Raw genomic sequence first — 23224 nt, forward strand, 5'->3', positions numbered from 1 at the left:
AATATTCTTCTTAATTTTAGTTAGCTGCTTTCATAGCTGAATAACTTTTCTTAAATTCATCCTTTGCTAAATAAGCACCTAGACCTATTACAATAGTAATAGAAAAGGTTGGCTTTTCAAAAACGCCGTGAGACAAATATTAGCAATACCAAAGCACTGCCACTACAACGGTTTTCTTATTTTTTCTACTTTCATCTTTGCCAGACTTGGTGGTAATAAGTTTAGTCTATTACAGCTGGGATAATTTGTTCCTTAATCAGTGTCCACCTATCACGAGGATTCATGATGAATTCTGATGCAATTGCTACGACTAGGTCTTTTTCTGGAATACAACAAATGACATTACCGCCATCGCCTAGTGCTAAGTATGCAAAAGCGGCCTCCTCTTCACGTAACCACCACAGATATCCATACTTGGCTATTGCCTCCTCAATCTGTGTCTCAGAATGAGGAGCTGTAGACTCGTCAATCCATGTTTTGGAAACAACCTGGTTATTGTCCCAAATGCCACGGTTCAGATATAGAAAACCAAAACGTGCCATATCACGTGGAATTAGTGTAAGCCCCCATCCTCCTGTGGAGTTACTGTTTGGGTCTTTAACCCACCCTTTTACGTTTTTTCCGAATAAATCTTCAAAACCAAATGATTTCATTTCATAATTCGGAATTTCTTTCATGCCGATGGGTTTAAATAAGCGTTCGTTGGCAAACTCACGGGCACTTTTTCCTGTGCTGCGAGTGATTATGGCTGAAAGTAGGTGCGCCCCTGCGGTGGAATACTTAAAAGTTCCAACACTTCCTTTTTGGCCAATCATATCCAAAGTATACTTCACCCAGTCAGGTTGTATACACATCTTGTCCAGCGGTTCCTTCCAGTCCTCAAATGTATAGGGAGCCGTCATAGTGAGAAGATGGCGTATGGTGATTTCTCGTTTCTGCCTATCAGCAGCATCGGGAATATATTCGGGGAAAAAATCCAGCACTTTCTGATCCACATTTTTAATATATCCTGTATCTATGGCAATGCCAATGAGGGCAGATATTATACTTTTCGTTACAGATGCCACATGGTGCGCATCATTTGGGCCATAGCCATTATAATATCTTTCATAAGCAATATATCCATTTCTCACAACAACAATACCGTTTATATTGCTGTACTTGGATTTTATCATAGGTTCAAGCTCTGAAAGCTTTTCAGAATTCATTCTCAAGGTTGACGAGTCTAAGGCTTGCCATTTTGTAGTTGGCCAGTAGTTTCTTTGCATTATAGACACCTCCTAAAAGACGTTTTTTATTTTGTTTAGTGAACCTTAAAGAAAAAGTCAGGTCTTGCTACTATTTTTTCTTTACAGGAAAATACACCTCGGTAATAAGCTCCTCGGGAACAGTGACTTGATTGGGGTCGGTTACATATACTTCATATGGTGATTTCACCAATTCATATCCTTCATTTTCTATCCATTCCCTCAGCTTAGTATATACCGATGTTAATTCTGGATATGAACCCTTTAAAACAGACTTCGCACAAAGGCCTCCAGGTAAATCTCTCGTTCCCTTTACAGGCTCTTCTATCGGGATAGCAAACTCTGTATCATTACCGGCAGGATTGTATTCAGAGCTGTGATAAATAGTCATTGGCGTACCAAGCAAGGTGAGTTTTTCAGTAGCAATCTTTTTATATATCCTATTAAAATATTTTCCATATCCTGCAGCATAGTCGTCACTACTCATCATTCGACGAATATAAAGGATATTCATTGGCTGGGTTTCAACAAGTTGTACTTCAATATCGTAAAGGTATGACATAATTGGTATGCCCTTTTCTAAATTTAGAATATCATTACTCATTTGTTTTAGGGTATATTCAAAAGCATTTAGCTTTTTCTGTATTTCCCTCCGCTTGAGATTAAGGGCAGAACAAAGCTTCTCTTCTGATTCATCCTCTTCCAATTCCAGAATGGCTTTGATTTCTTCCAAAGAAAAATGGTAAGATTTTAAACGGTTGATAAAGAGCATCTTTTTTAGTTGCCTGATGGAATAATATCTATAACCGTTTTCAGGATTAATCTCATCAGGATTAATTAATCCAATTTCATCATAATATCGAAGCGTTTTCGTAGATACTTCACATATCTTTGAGAATTCTCCAATCGATAGCAAGAAGTCACCTCCATTCTTCATATTCTTATACGAACTAAATGCACTAAATATCGATACATTGTACAATTCTACTGTACACCTTACCGTAAGGACAAAGTCAACCGCAAAAATATTGGCGCTGCTTTAGTGTATAAGTCAATTTGGGGCTGTACTTATCTGTGTAGGGTTATAAGTCCGAAAGTTAGTTTCTCTATACAAATAAAAAATCATCAAGAATTTTTACATCAATACCATTGTCAATATATCCTTGTCTTATAGTTTCATAATATCTTTGACTTGGTTTTCCTAAAGCTCTATCTCCATTCATTATATAAACCATAGCCTCTAGTTCTTCACCTTTAAGCACTGCTTTTATAACTTCTTTACGGTAAAGCAGAGGATATTCTTCATACACATCCAATGCTTCTTCGTCAGAGGGCTTTATATCCCATATAACAACTGGTACTCTTCCATTTTCAAAGGGTTCTATGGTTGCAAAGGCCTCATCATCATCTTTTCTAAAGACAAGCTTCCAGCCAAGTATGCTGCCTACTCCTTTCACCTTTGCTGTTTGACATCTATGTGACATATGTTCAAGATTCATATTTGATCCGTAAGCTATGTAATATTTATTCAATTAAAATTCCCCCTACCTTCATGTTTAGCTTTATGAAAAAATGCTTTTTTTTAAATTATGGCTCTGTTTAAGAATAATGTTAATAATATAAGATTTTTTAAAGAAACTCCAAAGGGAGTTCCTTTAGTTCGTGTTTTAAGAATGTTGCTAATTAGCTCAACTGTAAATTGTGATTACTTTCTTCAAATTAACTAAAGTCTCCAAAGTCATGGATTTTATTACCTAAATATCTATATGAACGCTTATATCCATCGCCAACATATAAGACTGGATTTAAACATTCTCGTATAATAATTTCATCCTTTTGTAGTTCCTCGTTAATAAATCTACCTTTGATTTTAGCAATAATATTACTATAATTTTCAAATTCATCTGATTCAACTATTTGAACAACTTCACATTCAATGTTTAAAATACAATTATTGATTATTGGTGCGTCTATTTTATTTGAGATATGATAATTAAGTTTCGAAGCAAGTTTAAACTTATCTTTTCCAGAGTTAGTACCGCCAATTTCAATTTCCTGCATTAAATTATTGTCTGGAATGTTAACTGTAAAACAGTTGACATTCTTAATCTGCTTAATTGCATTACCAAATTTATAAATGCCCACGACAAGCATATCACCTAAAGAATATGACGAGCTTACGGTTGTAAAGTTATATCCATAGGTTGAATCTTTATACCCAATTAGAAAAATTGGAAAACCATAATAGAGTTTTTCAGAATATATTTCTTTTTTTCTCATGCGTACCTCCTGTTGCTAAATCTAATTATGAAAATATTCTATTAGCTATTTCGTAAGAAAAATCATGATTAAGTAATTTTGAAATTTTATTTTCATTCTGTATTTGCTGTACAGATTCTATCAGGTTAGAATAAACCGCTCTAACTGGAGCAGAACCAAGGCTTAACCGTCTAGCTCCTAACTGTTCTAAACTTTCCAAATTGCTTGTCATAGGTGTGGCAAGAATATTAATAGGTGCAGAAATATTTTCTATTAATTTTGAAATGATACCTTCTTCAATTGCACCAGGCACAAAAACGCAGTCAGCACCTGATTTATGAAAAGCATTGCCTCTTTCAACGGCAATAGATAACCTTTCATCCTCTTTTCCTGCTTTAATAAAAAATACACAAGTTCTGGCATTAATAACAAAAGGAATTCCCAACTTCTCTTTAAGATTAGATATAGCCTGAATTTTTTTTATTTGAATATCTAGATTTTCTAGGTAAGGAGTTGGAGCAGAATAACCATCTTCAATGTTGATTCCAACTGCACCAGCTTCAATAATCTTAGTTACATTTTCTACTATTCCATCGATTGTGTTAGCATAACCCAATTCAATATCTACACTTACAGGGATAGATACCCTTTCAGTTATTAGCTTTACTGTTTGAACAATATATTCAAAATCAATTTTTTCTCCATCAGGATAACCTAGACTATAAGCAAATCCAGCGCTTGTTGTTCCAATTGCTGGAAAGCCGGTTTTTTCATATATAACTGCACTACCAACATCCCACGCATTAGGAAGTATAAACATTTTATTGCGATGGTGAAGCTCTTGAAATTGCTTTGCTAAGTGTAATTGCTTTGTGTTATTCATATTTTACCTCATTTCATAAACATTCTTGTTATCTATAGAATTTACAATTTTATGATTAATGAACTTATTCCTTGTACAAGTAATATAAATTATTATATACTATGGATATATCAATGTTCATCGATATATGAAATTATAAGGAGGATATTTATGACTGGAACTCCACAAATATCACAACTAGCAGAAGCTTTAGCTGATAAATCACGATCTACTATTCTTATGGTAATGATGGATGGTGAATTTCACACTGTTAATGAGTTAGCTAGGGCTGCTGGAATTAAATCGCATACTGCTTCTTATCATTTAGCAAAGCTTACTGAATTGCAATGGGTAGCTATGGAAAAACACGGACGATTTCATTACTATCAAATAAGTAATAAAGAATTGGCTCAAATGCTTGAGAGCTGTCTTCAAATTTCTCCTTTAAAACCTTCAAGGTCCTTAAATCAAAGTATTGAAAACCAGATGCTATATTCAGGTAGAATCTGTTATGATCATTTAGCAGGAAAAATAGGAGTACAACTTACTGACTGGTTACTTGAAAAGAATTATATCATAAAATCAGAGTATGGTTGAAACTTAAGTATAGAAGGAGAAAATTTTTTTGAGTCTAATGGAGTGAACATTGAACTATTAAAGAAAGAAAAAAGATGCTACTGCCGAATGTGTTTAGATTGGAGTGAGAGAAAGCATCATGTAGCTGGTAGTGTAGGAAAAGCCCTAATGAATGTATTTTTTAATAATCAATGGATAGAGCGTACAGGAAATAGTAGAGCTATTAAATTAACAGCTAAGGGAAAAGAGCAATTATACCAAAAATGGCATATAAAATTTTGAATATAAATTCAGAAAAATAGGAAACGATCCGAAGTTATAGTTCCCTATTTTCATTTAATTAAGAGTAGTTGTTGTGCTTACTTAATATAATTTTACAATTGTTTATTTGCTTTATTATAGTTAACAAAAGCATCTATACAATTACAGATGAAATTGTATAGATGCTTTTATATCTTAAACTATATTAATATCAAATTTAGTTTTTTTTATATTATCATAAGTAGCATCATATAGATATTCTTTTGTATTGTTATGTATTATAAATACAAAGACTAAGGCTACCGCTAAACATACTGGAACAGCATAAAAAGCATTTTTAACTCCTATAAATTTATTCAAATATCCCATCAATAGATTTATAACTGTACTTAATATTGATGCAAGAGTTATTATAGTTCCTGTTATATAGGCTGTATTTTCTTTAAACACCTTATTTACAGTAAGTATTACTGTAGGGAACACAATAGCAAAGAATATTCCTGATAAGGATATAAACATTACTCCACCTATTCCCATTGAAATACCAAAGAAATAAACAACCAACGCAGCTATTAATGAAACCATAACTGATCTTAAGTATCCTGTCTTCTCTACTATAAATCCACCTATAAATCTTCCTATAGCAAAAGTAGTAAAGAAAAGTGCTGCATAATATGAACCTGAACTCTGGTCAAAATTAAATACTTTATTCGTGTAATTCATAAACCAGTTTCCTGTACACCATTCTGCTCCAATATAAAATCCTAAAGCTATAGTGTATAAATATATAAGTTTATTACTGAATATTTCTCTTGTATTTATTTTGCTATTTTTATTTTCTTCATGAACACTAGGGACTTTTACAAATAAAAAGGCAATTAACACTACTAAAACAGCTGCTGCTACAAGTACAAATATTTTTCTCCAATCCATTCCTCTGCCTATCATTATTCCAACAAATCTCTGACCTGCTGCTGAACCTAACCCATAACAGAAATGTGTTAAATTCATTAAAATAGCCTGATAACTAATAAATAAAACCGGTGCAATAGTATTAGCTCCTATACTTATTAGCGAAACTCCAATAGAGTTAACTACAGTTCCCATTATAACCATAGTGAAAGAGTTAGCCTGAGATAATATTGTAAGACCTGATAACATAGCTATCGTTCCTAAAATAACTACTTTCTTTTGTCCGATTTTTTCACAAAGAAATCCGCCTATATATGTAAATATTATATATCCTATAGAAGCCGCTGTAATCATATACCCTACATTTATGTCATTCACTGAAAAAATCCTTTTATAAGTAGGTATAAAGGCTCCTTTTAGGTTGTCTGTTATAGCCATAACCACCATTATTAAAAATATAAATGCTATGGCAGGAATATTTAGACTCTTATCATTATTTGCATCCATCTTTATTCAGTTATCCTTTCTAGTCCTGTTTTACTTAAACAATTATATATATCTTCCAAAAATTATTCAATATCTTTTACTGTTCCCCAAATTTTAATTAAATTTAAAATATTCAAAAGCCTTTTCTTTTCTATCAATCCATTATTCATCTTACCCTAGCTTCTCTAATGATATATTAAATGCTTTTTTCCATGCAAATATATCTACAATAATCATCACTACAATGTATACATACACTGCATAATTAACGGAAGTACAAAAATAATGTACTGCTGCTAAAACTCCAAGTAAAAGCATAAGTGGAATTACTACTAACCCCTCACCCTGACTAGAAATCCCAAAACTTTCCGAAAAAGGTAATGACTTTTTCAGTGTTTTAAAACAAATCACTGTAAACAATAATATATTTAGAAATACCGCAATTAAATCTGGGAATATCCTTACTCCAAATATACACATAAATATTATGCATTCAACAATATATATAGGAAACAGCAGTCTAGAAATAAAGGCTTTTAATGTTCCTCTAAATATGTCCGCAACGCTTTTAATAGGAATAGCTTTATAAACCCAAGCTCCTTTGTATCCTGCTGAATGTTTGATCATCATAACTATTGTTGGCATTACTATTGCACAAAAATATATATTTAAATACAGCCTACTGGAAACTATATCATTCCAGCCTATACTTTTTAATTCATTGAATATGAATATAAAAGGAAAAATTATAGCAAATCCTAGAGAAGGGTATACCTTAAGCTTAAACTCCCTTTCGTTTCTCATAATATTAGATGCAAATCTAAAAAATATCCTTTCCTCTCTGCTTAAACAAATTATCTTTAATAATCTGTCAAATATTTTTATGTTTTCTTTTTTAGTTTTACCACTATTATTATTTAGTTTTTGTAAGCTTCTTTCAAAAGTCGGTATTAGTTTTATATATATGATTATTGAAGCTACAGGTACTAGCACTGCAAGTATTGAAAGTATTATAAAATAAATATTATGATTACCACGTAACATTAATTCAAAAGGAGCTCCAAACCATATAGGCATTATAAAATACTGCCACCATTTTGGAGTAAAGGCCATATGTATATTAGTAAAATCAAATAATCTTCCTATAAATTGATAACCTACAGTTATAGTTATAGATAAAACTATTTGAACAGAGTTTATTATGTCCTTTAGCTTTTCTCCATCAAAAAACTTTAGTATAAGTAAATATAACAAAGCTGTTAGAACCACTATAAATAAATCCATAAGAATTATTTCTAATAAGAACATTATAAAGAATAAAATCCCATGTCTATATAATGCTATAGCAAGTCCTGCACCTGATAATGAAAAAGTGATAAGAACCATATAAGTTAATACATGCAAAACCTTTGCCATACTTAAGGTTTTACTATTCACTGGTTTTGAAAATATAATATTCTTATCTCTTACATCTAAAAGTACTGAAGAAAAATCAGAAATTAAAGTAGTTGTAATCATAAACATTAATATTCCAAAAACAAAACTCATTTGAAATATAAAATTTTCTTTTGCCCAAATTATAGGGCATATAATTAAACCGACAAATCCATAAAACAATAAAGATTTCTTAAAGCTATTTTCATTCTCACTTTCATTTTTTGATGAATTATTCATTACGGTAGAAACCCTTCTTTTATCCATAATGAACTTTACCTGTAATATCTTTCTCATAACATTGTAATCTACGCCAATTTTTTCGAAAAAGCCTTTAAATCTGTCTAAAAACTTCAACACCTTAAAGTCCTTCATTATTTTTCACCTCTAACTATGGATACAAACTCCTCAGCTATTGATTTGTATTCTTTAAATCCGGTTAGCTCATTAAATATATCTTCCAAGGACCCGTCCTTACATCTATGCTTTAATTCATCAAAGCTTCCGTCAACTGCAACTTGTCCATTTTTAATTAGTATTATTCTATTACTTATCTTTTCAACTACGTCCATTATATGGGATGAGTAAAATATAGTTTTCTCTTGTGCCATTAATTCGCTTAGTATTTCCTTTACAATCATAACACTGTTGGCATCTAATCCGCTTAAAGGCTCGTCCCAAAATAATATATCAGGATTATGCAGCAAACTTGATATTATAAGCACCTTTTGTCTCATACCTTTAGAATATGATGTCATTCTAGAATCATATACCCCTTCTATCCCAAAGATTTTCATGAGCTTCTGTGCTTTTTGATCAACATCCTCATCCTCATAATCTAAACCATACAGCTCACCTATAAAGGTCAAGTATTCCCTTGCTGTAAGACTATCATATATTTCTGCAGTTTCAGGAACATATCCTATTTTTTTCTTATATTCTGTATTGCCATCTGATATGTCCTGTCCTAAAATCCTGACTTCCCCGGTATACCCTTCTATAAGCCCTAGTAATATCTTTATCGTAGTACTTTTGCCTGCTCCATTTGGTCCTATATATCCTATAATCTGACCTCTGTATACATCTAAATTTATTCCATTTAACACCTGTTTTTCGCCAAAGTTTATTCTTAAGTCTCTTATGTTTATAATAGGTTCTTTAGTAATTTCCATAAAAATCTTCCTCCGTATTCTCTTACTAGTCTTTCATCTGTGGGATTTAAAGCCTTATAACAAAGCTCTTATTCCAGTATCCACACATAATTATACATTAAAGTAAATTAAACTGCAAAATTACATCTTTGGTATAATTTCCTTATGTTTTACCTTTAAACTACAAAAGCCTATAAGCCTTATCACTTTAAGGCTTATAGGCTTTCTTATTTACTTTTACTTTGTTATCTATATATGCATATTAGCTTCTCTTGCTTATTACTAATTTATTACGTAGTCCAACTTACTTATTGTGTTTAAAATTTTGAAATTAGCCCTATCATTCTTTTGTATTGCTTCCAAAGTCTGTCCACCAAAGCTTGCTATTGGACTGTATGGATATTCTCCACAAACATCTATGCCACAGATTCGCTTATCCGCAGCAATAAATTTAATTAAATTAAGTAACTGCATAAGTTTCATATTTCCTTGATCCCAATTTGTTACCGCTTCTGATTCTTCAAGAACATCTTTATCGATACTAACGTATACATTTTCAGTAGAAACTCCTAATTTTAAATATTTTTTTATATCTGTTTGTCCTGCATCTTCTTCTGAAAATACCAAAACTTTTTTATTTAAATCTTTCGGTATAGATTTAAGCAAATCTTCCCTGGTGCCTATAATAACAACCTTTTTAAGCATTGGTAGATTCTCTAAAGAGTTCAATACCCATGACCCACAGGTCACTAAAGATTCACAGGGCGCCTCCATCATATCTGTATGATGATCGAATAAAACTAGCGTGAATGGTGATTGAATTTCTGACATAAGTAGATAGGTTACATAATGGTAGTTTCCACTTCCTATAAAGGTTATTCCCCTATCTTTATACTTTTTCAATCTCTTACTAATAGAAATTAAAGATTTTCTTTCACAATATCTGTTTGTATTTCTAATGTCTGAAAGATTAATCCTCTTATAACGAGATTTCCTAAAATAGGTTTGTGCATTATATACTTGGTCAAAATCTAATATGTTTACTGAAATTCCCACAGCTTCTCCACCTCCATATTACTTTTATTAGTCTTTCATCTGTGGAATTGCAAACCTCCTTAACAAAAGCTTGTCCCAGTATCCATACATAATTATATATTAAAGTAAATTAAACTTCAAAATTACATATTTGGTTCAATTTTCTTGTATTTTTTAGTTTAGAAAACAAAAAAATCCTATAAGCCTTATCATTTTAAGCCTTATGGGATTTTTTACTTACTTTATTAATAAATTTTTCTGAAATAATTAATGTTTTTGAATATTATTAACAATTTGTTTACATACCTCGGAAGTACTAATTAAAATAGAGAATTGGCTAATATAAAAGATGGCAGCTGAAAGCAGTGCCATCTTCTATATTTTAGAAATTTGTTTTTACTATATAGTGACAATTAACGTCGATGTGGTTTAAGAATAACAATAATCTTTCATAAAGTGGGTGAGCTTTGTCACCATACTTTGCTTCTAGATTCTCTCCAATATCTTTTACCGTTTTCCTGCCATCTATTTGTAAAAATACATAACTTCCGTATTCATCCAGAGTAATTTTTTTATATTCTGGAATTCTGAATTTAAGTTTTCTAAAGAACTTTTGGACCTTATGATCTTGCTTTTCAAGTATAGTCACAATACCTTCTTTATCTACTTCATATTCTAAATTGTCAGAAATTTTAAATATTATATTCAAAACCTCTTCGTTATTGTTTGGCATTTTTTACCTTACTGTTCATTATAGGTATTATAGTAGCTATTATTAGACCTATTAATATTATAACTGCCATTCCATTAGAAGCAGTAAATCCACTTGGTCCAGCTCCTTTTATAACACCTGACACTTGAAGTATTATACCTATAAGTCCTATTATAGAACCACCAGCAACAAGTCCAGAAGATAAACTTATACCATTAGAAACTTTAGCTTCTTTTTCTATTTCAGATTTACAAGTTCTTTCTATAAATAGACGAACTAATGCACCTATTAATATTATAGAAGTTGTAGATATTGGTAAATAGAATCCTATAGCAACTGTCATTACAGGAAGATTTAATAAGAATAAAACAACTCCCATAACAGCACCAACAATTATCATAACCCAAGGTAATTTACCTGACATTATACCAGCAGTTAATGTTGACATTAAGTTAGCTTGAGGTAGTGCAAATGGAACGTTATCGCCAGTCATTGCAAGTTGACTAGAAAGTAATAATATAGTACCAACAACTACTGCAACACCAGCTATACCAGCTATAGCAAAGTATTTTTGCATTTCATTTTTGTCGCCGCCTATTATGAAAGTAACTTTTTGTGATTGAGAATAACCACCAGCCATAGCTATAGCAGTAACTATAAAGGTACCAAATAAAAGTAATGATCTGTTACTTTCAGGATTTTTCCATCCCATTGCAACGAATAATAATGTTACAACAACTATAGAAGCTATAGTCATACCAGATACAGGAAGGTTCGAAGTTCCTATAGTACCAGTTAAACGACCAGAAACTATAACAAATAGTAGTGATAAGAATAATGATAAAATAGAAGCGGCTATTGCCATTACTATATTACCACCAGATATCAAGAAACCGCCTATGAAACCTATTACTATACCACCGATTATTATTATGTTTCCAGCAGATGAACTGCCAGCACCATTTGAAGACTTAGCATTAATAGTTTCTTTTATGGAAGATACTATTGTAGGTATAAGCTTAATAGCACCTATTAAACCACCAGAAAGCATCATACCAGCGCCGATATATTTTACATAACTACCAGCTATATGTTTAACCTGCATTGCGTTTATAGCAACATTAGGATTATTCCATACAGTTGCACCATCTTGTCCAAGAGCAGCGAAATAACCTATTAAAGGCATAATAGCGAAGTTAGATAATATAGAACCAGCAAACATAGTTAAAGAAACATCTAAGCCAACTATGAATCCTATACCTAATAATAGAGGGTTAACTTCAACTTCAAATTTCCACTTGTAGAAAGTTTCATTTACATAGCTTATAACATTGTTAGCTACATTTAAAAATGAGCTAGTTACAACAGTTATAATACCGCCTATTCCAAAGCCTATTCCCATGTACTTCATTGATTCTCCAGCACCTTCTGAAGCAACAAGTGTTTCAGATATAGCCATTGACTCAGGGTACATTAATTTACCGTGTTCTTCAACGATTAAGTAATTGTAAACAAGAGAAGCTATTCCTATACCGAATAAAACTCCACCTACACCAACAACAAAACCTTCTAAAAAAGTAACTTTAGAACCTATTAGAAGAACTGCTGGTAAAACGAATATTATACCACTTGCGACTGATTCTCCACCACTTGACATACCTTGAAGTAAGTTTTTGCCAAGAATACCTTTTTGCTTGGCAAATGCAGCTATAAATGCTGAACCTATTATAGAACCAGGTATACCAGCAGCAACTGTAAGACCTGATTTCATACCTGAATAGGCAGTTGATGCTGCAAATAAACTAGCTAAAATAATACCAATAATTAATACAGCAGTGTTTCCACCAGATTTAGAACCACTAGAAATGTAAGGAACGTAGTCTTTACCAGCTACTCCCCCATATGCATCTTTAGATAACTTATGATCCATAATACATGCCTCCTTTTATATTTAATAGACACAATTATAACACAATTATTATTAGAAAGAATTTTCCCAATTTTGAAAATAAAGAAATTTATTCGTTAATAAAAACACAATATTTCTACTAATTAGAATTATACAATTTAAATTTAAAGGGCATAAAGATTTTTGTAACAATATGGGTCATATTGTAAATATAATATTAAATTGAATTTAATGTTACAATAATGATAAAATACATTTAGATTCTATATGAAATTTTAGTTTTCAGAACAAGCATACAAGTTAAAAACTGTAAATAATCCCTTTTAATAAAAAACAATGTATAATCAGATATATAATCATTAAAAAGGGATTATTGCCATCTTGAATTTCTAAATATCAGAAAATTCATTATAATCATCATTTCATAAAATTATTAATAATTTGTGAATTTTTTAAATTCTTATTTATTGCAAACTCCAACTTACTTATTGTAATAAACAACAAAAGCCCATAATCCTTATCAATTTAAGGCTTATAGGCTTTTCTATTACTTTCTCATAGCTTAGATAATAAAAAAGATGGCAGCTGCTAATCAGCGCCATCTTTTTTATTAGAAATTTGTTTTTTCTATATAGTGACAATTAACGTCAATATGGTTTAAGAATAACAATAATCTTTCATAAAGTGGGTGAGCTTCGTCACCGTACTTTGCTTCTAGATTTTCTCCAATATCTTTTACCGTTTTCCTGCCATCTATTTGTAAAAATATATAACTTCCATATTCATCTAAAGAAGTTTTTTTATATTCTGGAATTCTGAATTTAAGTTTTCTAAAGAACTTTTGGACCTTATGATCTTGCTTTTCAAGTATAGTCACAATACCTTCTTTATCTACTTCATATTCTAGATTATCAGAGATTTTAAACACTATATTTAAAACATCTTCGTTATTGTTTAGCATTTTTTACCTTACTGTTCATTATAGGTATTGTAGTAGCTACTATTAAACCTACTAATATTATAACAGCCATTCCATTAGAAGCAGTGAATCCACTTGGGCCAGCTCCTTTTATAACACCTGATACTTGAAGTATTATACCTACAAGTCCTAATATAGAACCACCGGCAACAAGTCCAGAAGATAAACTTATACCATTAGAAACTTTAACTTCTTTTTCTGTTTCAGATTTACAAGTTTTTTCTATAAATAGACGAACTAATGCACCTATTAATATTATAGAAGTTGTAGATATTGGTAAGTAGAATCCTATAGCAATTGTCATTACAGGAAGGTTTAATAAGAATAAAACAACTCCCATAACAGCACCAACAATTATCATAACCCAAGGTAATTTACCTGACATTATACCAGCAGTTAATGTTGACATTAAGTTAGCTTGAGGTAGTGCAAATGGAACGTTATCACCAGTCATTGCAAGTTGGCTAGAAAGTACTAATATAGTACCAACAACTACTATAACACCAACTACACCAGCTATAGCAAAGTATTTTTGCATTTCATTTTTGTCGCCACCTACTATGAAAGTAACTTTTTGTGATTGACAGTAACCACCAGCTATAGATATAGCAGTAACTATAAATGTACCAAATAAAAGTAAAGATTTATTGTTTTGAGGATTTTTCCATCCCATTACAACGAATAATAATGTTACAATAACTATAGAAGCTATAGTCATACCAGATACAGGAAGGTTCGAAGTTCCTATAGTACCAGTTAAACGACCAGCAACTATAACAAATAGTAATGATAAGAATAATGATAAAATAGCAGCAACTATTGCCATTACTATATTACCACCAGATACCACGAAACCTCCTATGAAACCTATTACTATACCACCAAGTAATATTATGTTTCCAACAGATGAACTGCCAGCACCATTTGAAGACTTAGCGTTAAGGGTTTCTTTTATGGAAGATACTATTGTAGGTATAAGCTTTATAGCACCTATTAAACCACCAGAAAGCATCATACCAGCGCCGATATATTTTACATAACTACCAGCTATATGTTTAACCTGCATTGCGTTTATAGCAACATTAGGATTATTCCATACAGTTGCACCGTCTTTTCCAAGAGCAGCAAAATAACCTATTAAAGGCATAATACCGAAGTTAGATAATATAGAACCAGCGAACATAGTTAAAGAAACATCTAAGCCAACTATGAATCCTATACCTAATAATAGAGGGTTAACTTCAACTTCAAATTTCCACTTGTAGAAAGTTTCATTTACATAGCTTATAACGTTGTTAGCTACATTTAAAAATGAGCTAGTTATAACAGTTATAATACCACCTATTCCGAAACCGATTCCCATGTACTTCATTGAATCTCCAGCACCTTCTGAAGCAACAAGTGTTTCAGATATAGCCATTGACTCAGGGTACATTAATTTACCGTGTTCTTCAACCATTAAGTAATTGTGAACAAGAGAAGCTATTCCTATACCGAATAAAACTCCGCCTACACCAACAACAAAACCTTCTAGGAAAGTAACTTTAGCACCTATTAGAAGAATTGCTGGTAAAACGAATATTATACCACTAGCAACAGATTCTCCACCACTTGCCATACCTTGAACTAAATTTTTGCCAAGGATACCTTTTTGCTTAGCAAATGCAGCTATAAATGCGGAACCTATTATAGAACCAGGTATACCAGCCGCAACTGTAAGACCTGATTTCATACCTGAATAGGCAGTTGATGCTGCAAATAAACTAGCTAAAATAATACCAATAATTAATACGGCAACGTTTCCACCAGATTTAGAACCACTGGAAATGTAAGGAACATAGTCTTTACCAGCTACGCCACCATATGCATCTTTAGATAATTTATTATCCATAAGACGTACCTCCTTTTATATTTTATGAAAACAATTATAACACAATTATTGCTAAATAAAGATTTTTGTAATTTTATAAATAAAAAAGTCTATTTGTTATGAGAATTGCAATAGTGTCACTAATTAGAATTATACAATTTCCCTTTAAATGATATAGGACAATTTGTAAGAATAATAATAAATAGTATGATTTACAATAATAATAATAAAATATACTCAGATCCTATATTAAATTTTAGTTTTCAAGGCAAAAAAATAGTTAACAAACTGTGAATAACTCTTTTTAATTAAAAATTTCATGTATTATTATTAATAATGATTATCATTTCCTTGAATTTTTAAATGTTAACAAATTCACTATGCTTATTATTCCCTAGTGAAGACAGCATGAATTTGTTAATTTTAATTTTTTATTTTTATTATGTACTTGATTAGAATTTAATATACTTAATGGAATTTCCATAACTTCTCCACCTCCCTATTACTTTTATTAGTCTCCCATCTGTGGAATTACAAGTCCTTTTAACAAAGGCCTGTCCCAGTATCTTTGCTTAATTATGCATTAAAGTAAATTAGACTTCATATTTATATCCTTAGTATAATCTTCTTGTATTTTTTAGTTTAAACAAGAAAAAAGCCCATAAACCTTACCACTTTAAGGCTTATAGACTTTTTTGATCCTCAAAGGCAAAATCTATCATTTTTTTATTTTAAGTTCTCATTCACCTTTAGAAAAGCAATACTTTATAAACAGAGTTCTTGGCATCAGATGGAGTTTTAACTCCACCTGATACTTAGAAATCGTTATCCAGGGGCGTAGCCGCTCTTTACTCCAACTTTGGGAAGGTGGAGTATTAGAGCGGGTAGTCATCGGATGAATCATCAGACTGCCATCCTAAAAAATATCTGCAATCAATAATTTTTTTTGATGGATATTTTTTATCAATATCTCTAAATTCATCCCAAGCGGTAGCTAAAACTAATATATCCGCTTTATCACATAAACTTTTTATGCTATTACAATAGTTAACTTCATTAAATTTATATTCCTTTGCAAAAGGCTTATTTGCTATTGGATCATAGGCAACTATATTATTATATCCTTCATCTAGCAAAATTCTAATTATTTTAGCTGTAGAGCTATCTCTAACATCATCGGAGCCTGGTTTAAATGACAGTCCAAGCATTCCTATAGTATCTGTTTTATTTGCAATCTTTATTATCTTATCTGCCATAAACTTAGGCATGATATTGTTTACTCTAATAACATTCTCAAGTATCTTAGGTTCATATCCCTTTGAAACTGCCTTTTCGTACATAGCCTGTGTATCCTTAGGCAAACAATATCCTCCATAACCGCAGCCAGGAAAAACATAGGATGTCATATTGCACCCACCCCATCGTTTATCTAAATGTAGTATATTGAAGGCTTTCTTTATTTGTATACCACCTATAGCATCTGCTATTTTTGTCATTTCATTCGAATAGCTTATCATGGTTGCAAGAAGGGTATTTGATAAATACTTTATGAACTCACCAGTATTAAGTGATACTGCAAAAAAAGGAATATGAAAATTCTCATATAGACTTTGAAGCATCTTTTCTCCTTTTTCATCGTAAACACCACAAACTATTCTATCTGCATTTATCATGTCCTCCCAGCAGTGACCTTCTCGTAAAAATTCTGGATTATTAGCAATCGTAAATTTATCTCCAACAGATAATTGTTTTTCTTCTAAATACGGAATAACTCCTTCTAAAGTCGTTGATGGAGGTACTGTAGATTTAATAACCAATACTCGGTATTTATTATCATTTAATACCGACGCCATCATATCTATTGCAGAGTAAAGATATTTTAAATCTGCTTCCCCCTTTTCTCCACAGGGAGTTCCAACACATAAAAATATAAAGTCGCTCTTTTTTACTGCATATTCTGGTTCCTCTGTCACAGTAAAGTTTTTATTAATATGTCTAAGTAGAGCAGTATCTAATTCCGTCTCAGCAAAAGGAAGTTTACCAGCTTTAATCATTTTTACTCTTTCAGCATCCATATCAAAACCATATACTTTATTATCTTTTTCAGCAAAAGCCAGAGCCGTGGTAAGTCCAACAAAACCTAGACCAAATACTGTAATTGTATAACTCATAGCTAATCATCCTTTATTAATTTTTTCACTTCCATACCTTCCAAGGTGCTTTATTTTCATTCCACAGCCTTTCAAGTAAATTCTTATCCCGCTGAGTATCCATACACTGCCAAAAACCCTGGTGCTTATAAGCGACTAGTTTACCTTCTTTAGCTAGCCTCTCCAGTGGAGTTCTTTCGAAAACTGTACTATCATCATCTATATAGTCAATTACTTCCGGTTCCACTACCATATAGCCACCATTAATCCATCCCCCATCTTCTTTAGGCTTTTCTATAAATTTCTCTATCTCATTTGTATCTTCATTAATGTCAAGTACGCCAAATCTTCCTCCTAGTTGAATAGCAGTCATAGTAAGATAAGCATTGGAATTCAAATGGTGTTGCTTTAGTTTGTTAATATCTACATTACATACTCCGTCGCCATAGGTAAGCATAAATGTCTCTTTACCTAAATATTCTTTTATTCTGTTTACTCTTCCACCAGTCATTGTATATAGGCCTGTATCTACCAATGTAACCTTCCAAGGTTCTGATGCATTATTATGAACTGTCATTTTATTACCCTTTGTAAAATCAAAGGTTACATCTGAGGTATTCAAATAGTAATCCGAAAAAAACTCTTTAATCATATAACCCTTATATCCGAGACATATTATGAAATCATTAAATCCATAGTGACTATAGCTTTTCATTATATGCCATAAAATAGGCTTACCTCCTATTTCAATCATAGGTTTGGGCCTTAAATGGCTCTCTTCACTTATTCTTGTTCCAAATCCACCGGCCAAAATTACAACTTTCATGATTTGATCACTTCCTTTTGCGCTTTATTTGCAAAATTAAATTGTTCTAATTAGCGCTTCTTTTAGCAATCCTATTTAGTGATTTTATACATTCATCAATTAAATCAAATAATAAACCGCTGTCATTAAGAATTTCTCTAACGCTCTTATCAGATAAAATAGCAGTGATTACTTCTATCCTTTCTTTTATAGATCCTCTTGTTACATTAGCTGCTAAATATACACAATATATTAAAGAATAATTAAGCATACTGGCAATGAAGTTTAGGTTGTTATTGTCTAACTTGTTCCAACTCTCCAGCAAGCTTTTACTTTCAGTGTATATTTTAAGGTACGCCATATATCTATCCTTTCCTATATTAGAATTATAAAGAGAATCATTTCTTGTTCTGTAGTAATAAAGTTCTTTATTTACTGCAACCAAAGTATTAGAAAATCTTAAATATTGGATACAATTTATGGTATCTGCTCCATTAGTGACTTTTATATTATTTTCAGCTATATACTTAGCAGTCTTCTTTATTATTTCAGTTTTAACTAACTTCCCCCACATAGGTCTAAAGCAGTTGTAGATTTGAGGGAATATGTCTCCTATCTTTGTTATATCCTTAGTACAAAAATCAGGACAATACCTTATAGTTACTGCTTGTGGGTTTTCATCCTCAAATATATGAACAGCACAAACTGAAATATCTGCATTATTTAATTTTGCAATTTCATATAATTCTTTTAAGAAATCTTTATGAATATAATCATCACTATCAAGAGTGCAGTAGTATTCTGTATCTAGATTTTCAATATATTGAGTAAATTCATTAACATTAGGTTCGTCATATATAAGACTATTCCGTTTATTTTTAAAAAGTTTTATTCTTTTATCCTTTTTTGCATATTCTTCTAAAATCTCACTTGTCCCATCTGTACATCCATTATCTAAAATTACCCACTGAAATTCTGTAAAGCTTTGATCTAAAACGCTTTTGATACATTGATGTATATATTTTTCTACATTATAGGCAAGTGTTATGATCGTTACCTTTGGTAAATTTTCTTCCATAATAGCTGTAACTCCTTTCATAGGATATAGCTTTGACACTTTGTAGCCCAACTTTCCCTTCATTATATGATAAGCATTATTGATAAGTGAATTTTAAGGAACGCCTTACTCGTCTTCACTAAGTGTTCTTTTAAGGAACACCTTACTCCGCTTCCCTCCGTAATGTGGGCTTTCACACTAAGTTCAGACTTCGCCGCACTCGTCTTCACTAAGTGTTCTTTTAAGGAACACCTTACTCCGCTTCCCTCCGTAATGTGGGCTTTCACACTAAGTTCAGACTTCGCTACACTCGTCTTCACTAAGTGTTCAATACCTATCCAAATTTTTGACTATTTATAGAACAGATGGTAAAATAGTATTTGTTGTCCATAAAAATATAAAACTTATAATTTTTGAAAGGATTACTAACATGAAAAAAATAAGCACTAAAATCATAATAACCATTATAGCTTGCTGCGTTACCTTATCTTCAATTTTAGGAGCCGTTTCAATAATTGCAGGAAAAACACTTATTAATGAGGAAGCTATGGACAAACTTGTATATATGTCTAAAAGCACTGCGGCAGATTTAAATGAAAAGCTTAGATTAGCAGAAGGCAAATTGGACTATTTATACTCTGATGTCTTAAATACCTTTGATGTAGAGCGACTAAAATCAGATCCAAAATACATGGAAGAATATAAAAACACCTTAGCATCAACCATAAAAAATTATTCGAAAGACTCTAAATCCTATTCATCTATGTATTTTCTTCTTAATCCTGACTTAACCGGTCAAGTAGCTGATGTTAATCTTGCTGATGTTAAAAGCACTGGTGATTTCGAAACACAGCCTGAACTAACAAAAGAAAAATATGACTCTAAAAATAAAAACATGCAGTGGTACTATGAAAGCATAAAAAATAAAAATGGAACCTGGTCCATTCCACATACTTCTTCCATTATTAACTCAGATGTAATTACATATTCAAAACCTATATACAAGAACGATGTACTTATAGGTGTAGTTGGTGTTGATTTAAAACTAAGTTATATTAAAAATCTAGTAAATAGTATTAAAGTATATAACACAGGCTATGCTTCTCTATACAATGAGAAATATGATTACTTAGTACATCCCGATTTTACATATAAAGATAACTTAGCTACAGTTAAAAATGGGGTATATAAAGATCTTTATGATCAAATGAAAGCAAATCAAGATGGCTTTATTAAATATAAAAGTAAAAATGGACAATACAAACTGCTAGCTTATTCAAAGCTTTCAAATGGATGGGTTCTAACTGTTGCTCCGCCTATATCTGAGGTCCTTAGCGGCATTAATAGATTAATCCTAATAATTTCTGCTATTATTATAATAGGAATTGTTTTATCCATAGCTGCAGCATTGTATTTAGGCAAAAAAATTTCAGAACCAATTAAAGCAACTACTGAACTTGTAAATGCTATATCCCAGTGTGATCTTTCCTCAAGTATAGATAAAGAAGTAGAGAAATTTTCTAAAAATAAAGATGAACTGGGCACTATGATTAGGGCTGTACTTAACTTAAAGAAAAATCTAATTAATGTAGTTATTAATTTACAAAACAGTTCTACTCAGATTTTTAAGCATTCTAAAAGCTTATCTACAAATACTAATGATACTTTAACATATATTAATAATGTTTCTGATGCAATGTCTGAATTAGCAAGTAATGCAACGGAACATACTTCATTTTCTCAGGATAGCTTGGAAAAAATCAAGAGTTTAGCTGAGGACATACAAATTGCCCTGCGAAGCTCTGAAATAGTAAAAGAATCTCATAATAATGCCAAAGAAATGAGCAGCAATGGTTCTCAATCTTTAAATATCCTTACAGATAAATTTAAAATAAATAGTGATGTAACAAATAAGCTATCTACTATTGTTGATAATCTAGACAGTAAATCCGGTTCTATAGATAATATAGTAAGTACTATTAATAGCGTTGCAGAACAAACAAATCTATTAGCGCTTAATGCAGCCATTGAAGCAGCTCGAGCAGGAGAATATGGTAAGGGCTTTGCTGTAGTTGCTGAAGAAGTACGACACTTAGCAGAACAAAGTACAGAACATACAAAGGAAATAGCTATTATTGTAAGCGAAATACAACGTGAAATAAGTCTTGCAAAAAGTACTATGGACACTGGTATGGATGCTGTAGATAAAGCTAACTCTTCTATAATTGAAACAGAAAAATCCTTTGATTTAATTATGGATTCTATACAAAATAGCTTAAATCATATAGATAACTTGTCAGAAAATGTTAAAAATGTAGATGAAAATAAAGAAAAAGCTATAGTTTCTATTGAAAAAATATCTGCTATATCAGAGGAATCAGCTAGTTCTACTGAAGAAGTAGCAGCAATGGTTAAAGAACAAACCAGTGCTATGCATTCTATTTCGGAAACAGCTAAAGAGCTTAATGAGCTATCCGTTAAGATGGATGAAATAGTAGAAATGTTTAAATTAGACTCTTCATCATAGACTGAAAAGATGTTGTCTTAGCCACAAGACTTAAATTTATCCGATGACTACCCGCTCTAATACTCCCATCGCACTCTGTGAAAGCGATTCACACAAAATCAGAGATTTTGGTTCTCTGCTTTTCTTCAAAGTGGGAGTAAAGAGCGGCTACGTCCCTGGATTCGTTCAACTAAGAATCAGGTGGAGTTGAAACTCCATCTGATTCAAGTTTCACTTTATGGCTGAGGCAGCATCTTTTTATTGATTATATTATCAGTTAAGCAGCTTACAGAAATTATAAAAAACTACTGTCTCCTCTTATACGAGACAGCAGTTATATAAAAATACTTTAGAATAATCCGCTTATTACTCCATTTTCATTAACATCTATTTTTTCAGCCGCTGGAACTTTAGGAAGTCCTGGCATTTTCATTATTGCTCCAGTTACTGCAACAACAAAACCTGCACCTGCTGAAATTGTTACTTGTCTTACAGTTATATTAAATCCTGTAGGTCTTCCAAGTTTAGTTTGGTCATCAGTTAAGGAGTACTGAGTTTTTGCCATACATATTGGAGTTTTTCCAAATCCATTCTTCTCTAATTCATCAATTTCTTTGTTAGCTTGATCTGTAAATATTACACCATCAGCTCCATATATCTTTTGAGATATAGCTCTTATTTTATCTCTTATTGGAAGTTCAACATCATACGAGAATTGGAATTCATTTTCCCCTGCTTCTATTAATCTAACTACTTCTTTAGCTACTTCAACTCCACCTTCTCCTCCTTTTGCCCAAACTTCTGAAAGTTTAACGTTAACTCCTAATTCCTTACATTTTGTTTCAACTAACTTTAACTCTGCTTGAGTATCAGTTGGGAATGCATTTATTGCTACTACTGCTGGTAGTTTGAATACTTTAGTTATATTCTCAACGTGTTTCAATAAGTTTGGAAGTCCTTTTTCAAGAGCTTCTAAGTTTTCATTATTTAACTCAGCCTTTGGTACTCCTCCG

20 protein-coding genes are annotated in these 23224 nt (G+C 31.7%); 3 read left to right on the forward strand and 17 right to left on the reverse strand.

The window, feature by feature from the left end:
• Positions 1-221: 221 nt before the first annotated feature.
• The 5 genes from I6U51_RS23680 to I6U51_RS23700 form a co-directional block, all read right to left on the reverse strand.
• A complete protein-coding gene (locus tag I6U51_RS23680; protein ID WP_246517669.1) occupies positions 222-1268 on the reverse strand; it encodes a serine hydrolase domain-containing protein in 1047 nt (348 codons plus the stop codon).
• A 70-nt stretch (positions 1269-1338) separates the two neighbouring features.
• Positions 1339-2163 carry a MerR family transcriptional regulator gene (locus I6U51_RS23685; RefSeq protein ID WP_211145022.1) on the reverse strand — a complete coding sequence of 275 codons (825 nt, stop codon included), beginning with the start codon at positions 2161-2163 and terminating at the stop codon, positions 1339-1341.
• Positions 2164-2353: 190 nt separating this feature from the next.
• Entirely contained in the window at positions 2354-2779 is a 426-nt protein-coding gene (locus I6U51_RS23690; RefSeq protein WP_211145023.1) for a gamma-glutamylcyclotransferase family protein, read from the reverse strand.
• A gap of 187 nt (positions 2780-2966) precedes the next feature.
• Positions 2967-3527: a flavin reductase family protein gene (locus tag I6U51_RS23695; RefSeq protein ID WP_211145024.1), complete on the reverse strand. Its 561-nt coding sequence runs from the start codon at positions 3525-3527 to the stop codon at positions 2967-2969.
• Between the two features lie 25 nt (positions 3528-3552).
• Positions 3553-4389 carry an isocitrate lyase/PEP mutase family protein gene (locus tag I6U51_RS23700; RefSeq protein WP_246517670.1) on the reverse strand — a complete coding sequence of 279 codons (837 nt, stop codon included), beginning with the start codon at positions 4387-4389 and terminating at the stop codon, positions 3553-3555.
• A 150-nt stretch (positions 4390-4539) separates the two neighbouring features.
• Here I6U51_RS23700 and I6U51_RS23705 point away from each other — a divergent pair, with 150 nt between their 5' ends.
• Both I6U51_RS23705 and I6U51_RS23710 read left to right on the forward strand, forming a co-directional pair.
• Positions 4540-4965 (forward strand): ArsR/SmtB family transcription factor, encoded by a 426-nt coding sequence (locus I6U51_RS23705; protein WP_211145025.1) that lies wholly within the window; start codon positions 4540-4542, stop codon positions 4963-4965.
• A 42-nt stretch (positions 4966-5007) separates the two neighbouring features.
• Positions 5008-5226 (forward strand): hypothetical protein, encoded by a 219-nt coding sequence (locus tag I6U51_RS23710; RefSeq protein WP_211145026.1) that lies wholly within the window; start codon positions 5008-5010, stop codon positions 5224-5226.
• Between the two features lie 174 nt (positions 5227-5400).
• On the opposite strand, the gene I6U51_RS23715 is transcribed toward I6U51_RS23710, so the two are convergent.
• The 11 genes from I6U51_RS23715 to I6U51_RS23765 all read right to left on the reverse strand — a co-directional run bounded on the left by I6U51_RS23715 (position 5401) and on the right by I6U51_RS23765 (position 19789).
• The gene (locus I6U51_RS23715; RefSeq protein WP_211145027.1) at positions 5401-6624 is read right to left on the reverse strand and encodes an MFS transporter; all 1224 of its coding nucleotides are present in this window, start codon (positions 6622-6624) and stop codon (positions 5401-5403) included.
• A gap of 150 nt (positions 6625-6774) precedes the next feature.
• Positions 6775-8412 (reverse strand): hypothetical protein, encoded by a 1638-nt coding sequence (locus I6U51_RS23720; RefSeq protein WP_211145028.1) that lies wholly within the window; start codon positions 8410-8412, stop codon positions 6775-6777.
• Positions 8412-9209: an ABC transporter ATP-binding protein gene (locus I6U51_RS23725; protein ID WP_211145029.1), complete on the reverse strand. Its 798-nt coding sequence runs from the start codon at positions 9207-9209 to the stop codon at positions 8412-8414. The genes I6U51_RS23720 and I6U51_RS23725 overlap by 1 nt, the downstream gene beginning before the upstream one ends.
• 261 nt (positions 9210-9470) lie before the next feature.
• Positions 9471-10244 carry an arginase family protein gene (locus I6U51_RS23730; RefSeq protein WP_211145030.1) on the reverse strand — a complete coding sequence of 258 codons (774 nt, stop codon included), beginning with the start codon at positions 10242-10244 and terminating at the stop codon, positions 9471-9473.
• Between the two features lie 361 nt (positions 10245-10605).
• Complete coding sequence (locus I6U51_RS23735; protein WP_211145031.1) at positions 10606-10956, reverse strand: PqqD family protein; 351 nt, start codon at positions 10954-10956, stop codon at positions 10606-10608.
• Positions 10943-12865 carry an OPT family oligopeptide transporter gene (locus I6U51_RS23740; RefSeq protein WP_211145032.1) on the reverse strand — a complete coding sequence of 641 codons (1923 nt, stop codon included), beginning with the start codon at positions 12863-12865 and terminating at the stop codon, positions 10943-10945. Before I6U51_RS23740 ends, I6U51_RS23735 begins: the two co-directional genes overlap by 14 nt.
• 589 nt (positions 12866-13454) lie before the next feature.
• A complete protein-coding gene (locus I6U51_RS23745) occupies positions 13455-13805 on the reverse strand; it encodes a PqqD family protein (protein WP_211145033.1) in 351 nt (116 codons plus the stop codon).
• Positions 13792-15714, reverse strand: coding sequence for an OPT family oligopeptide transporter (locus tag I6U51_RS23750; protein ID WP_211145034.1), 1923 nt, complete (start codon positions 15712-15714; stop codon positions 13792-13794). The genes I6U51_RS23745 and I6U51_RS23750 overlap by 14 nt, the downstream gene beginning before the upstream one ends.
• Positions 15715-16568: 854 nt before the next feature.
• A complete protein-coding gene (locus I6U51_RS23755; protein WP_211145035.1) occupies positions 16569-17864 on the reverse strand; it encodes a UDP-glucose dehydrogenase family protein in 1296 nt (431 codons plus the stop codon).
• Positions 17865-17889: 25 nt separating this feature from the next.
• Positions 17890-18669 (reverse strand): glucose-1-phosphate cytidylyltransferase, encoded by a 780-nt coding sequence (rfbF, locus tag I6U51_RS23760; protein ID WP_211145036.1) that lies wholly within the window; start codon positions 18667-18669, stop codon positions 17890-17892.
• 46 nt (positions 18670-18715) lie between these two features.
• Positions 18716-19789, reverse strand: coding sequence for a glycosyltransferase family 2 protein (locus I6U51_RS23765; RefSeq protein ID WP_211145037.1), 1074 nt, complete (start codon positions 19787-19789; stop codon positions 18716-18718).
• A gap of 346 nt (positions 19790-20135) precedes the next feature.
• Between I6U51_RS23765 and I6U51_RS23770 the strand changes: the two genes are divergently transcribed.
• Positions 20136-22232, forward strand: coding sequence for a methyl-accepting chemotaxis protein (locus I6U51_RS23770; protein WP_211145038.1), 2097 nt, complete (start codon positions 20136-20138; stop codon positions 22230-22232).
• Positions 22233-22560: 328 nt separating this feature from the next.
• Here the strand turns inward: I6U51_RS23770 and I6U51_RS23775 are convergent.
• The coding region (locus I6U51_RS23775) for a formate--tetrahydrofolate ligase (protein ID WP_211145039.1) at positions 22561-23224 on the reverse strand (664 nt) is incomplete at its 5' end.

The organism is Clostridium aciditolerans (assembly GCF_016316925.1).
Lineage (GTDB): Bacteria > Bacillota > Clostridia > Clostridiales > Clostridiaceae > Clostridium_AM > Clostridium_AM aciditolerans.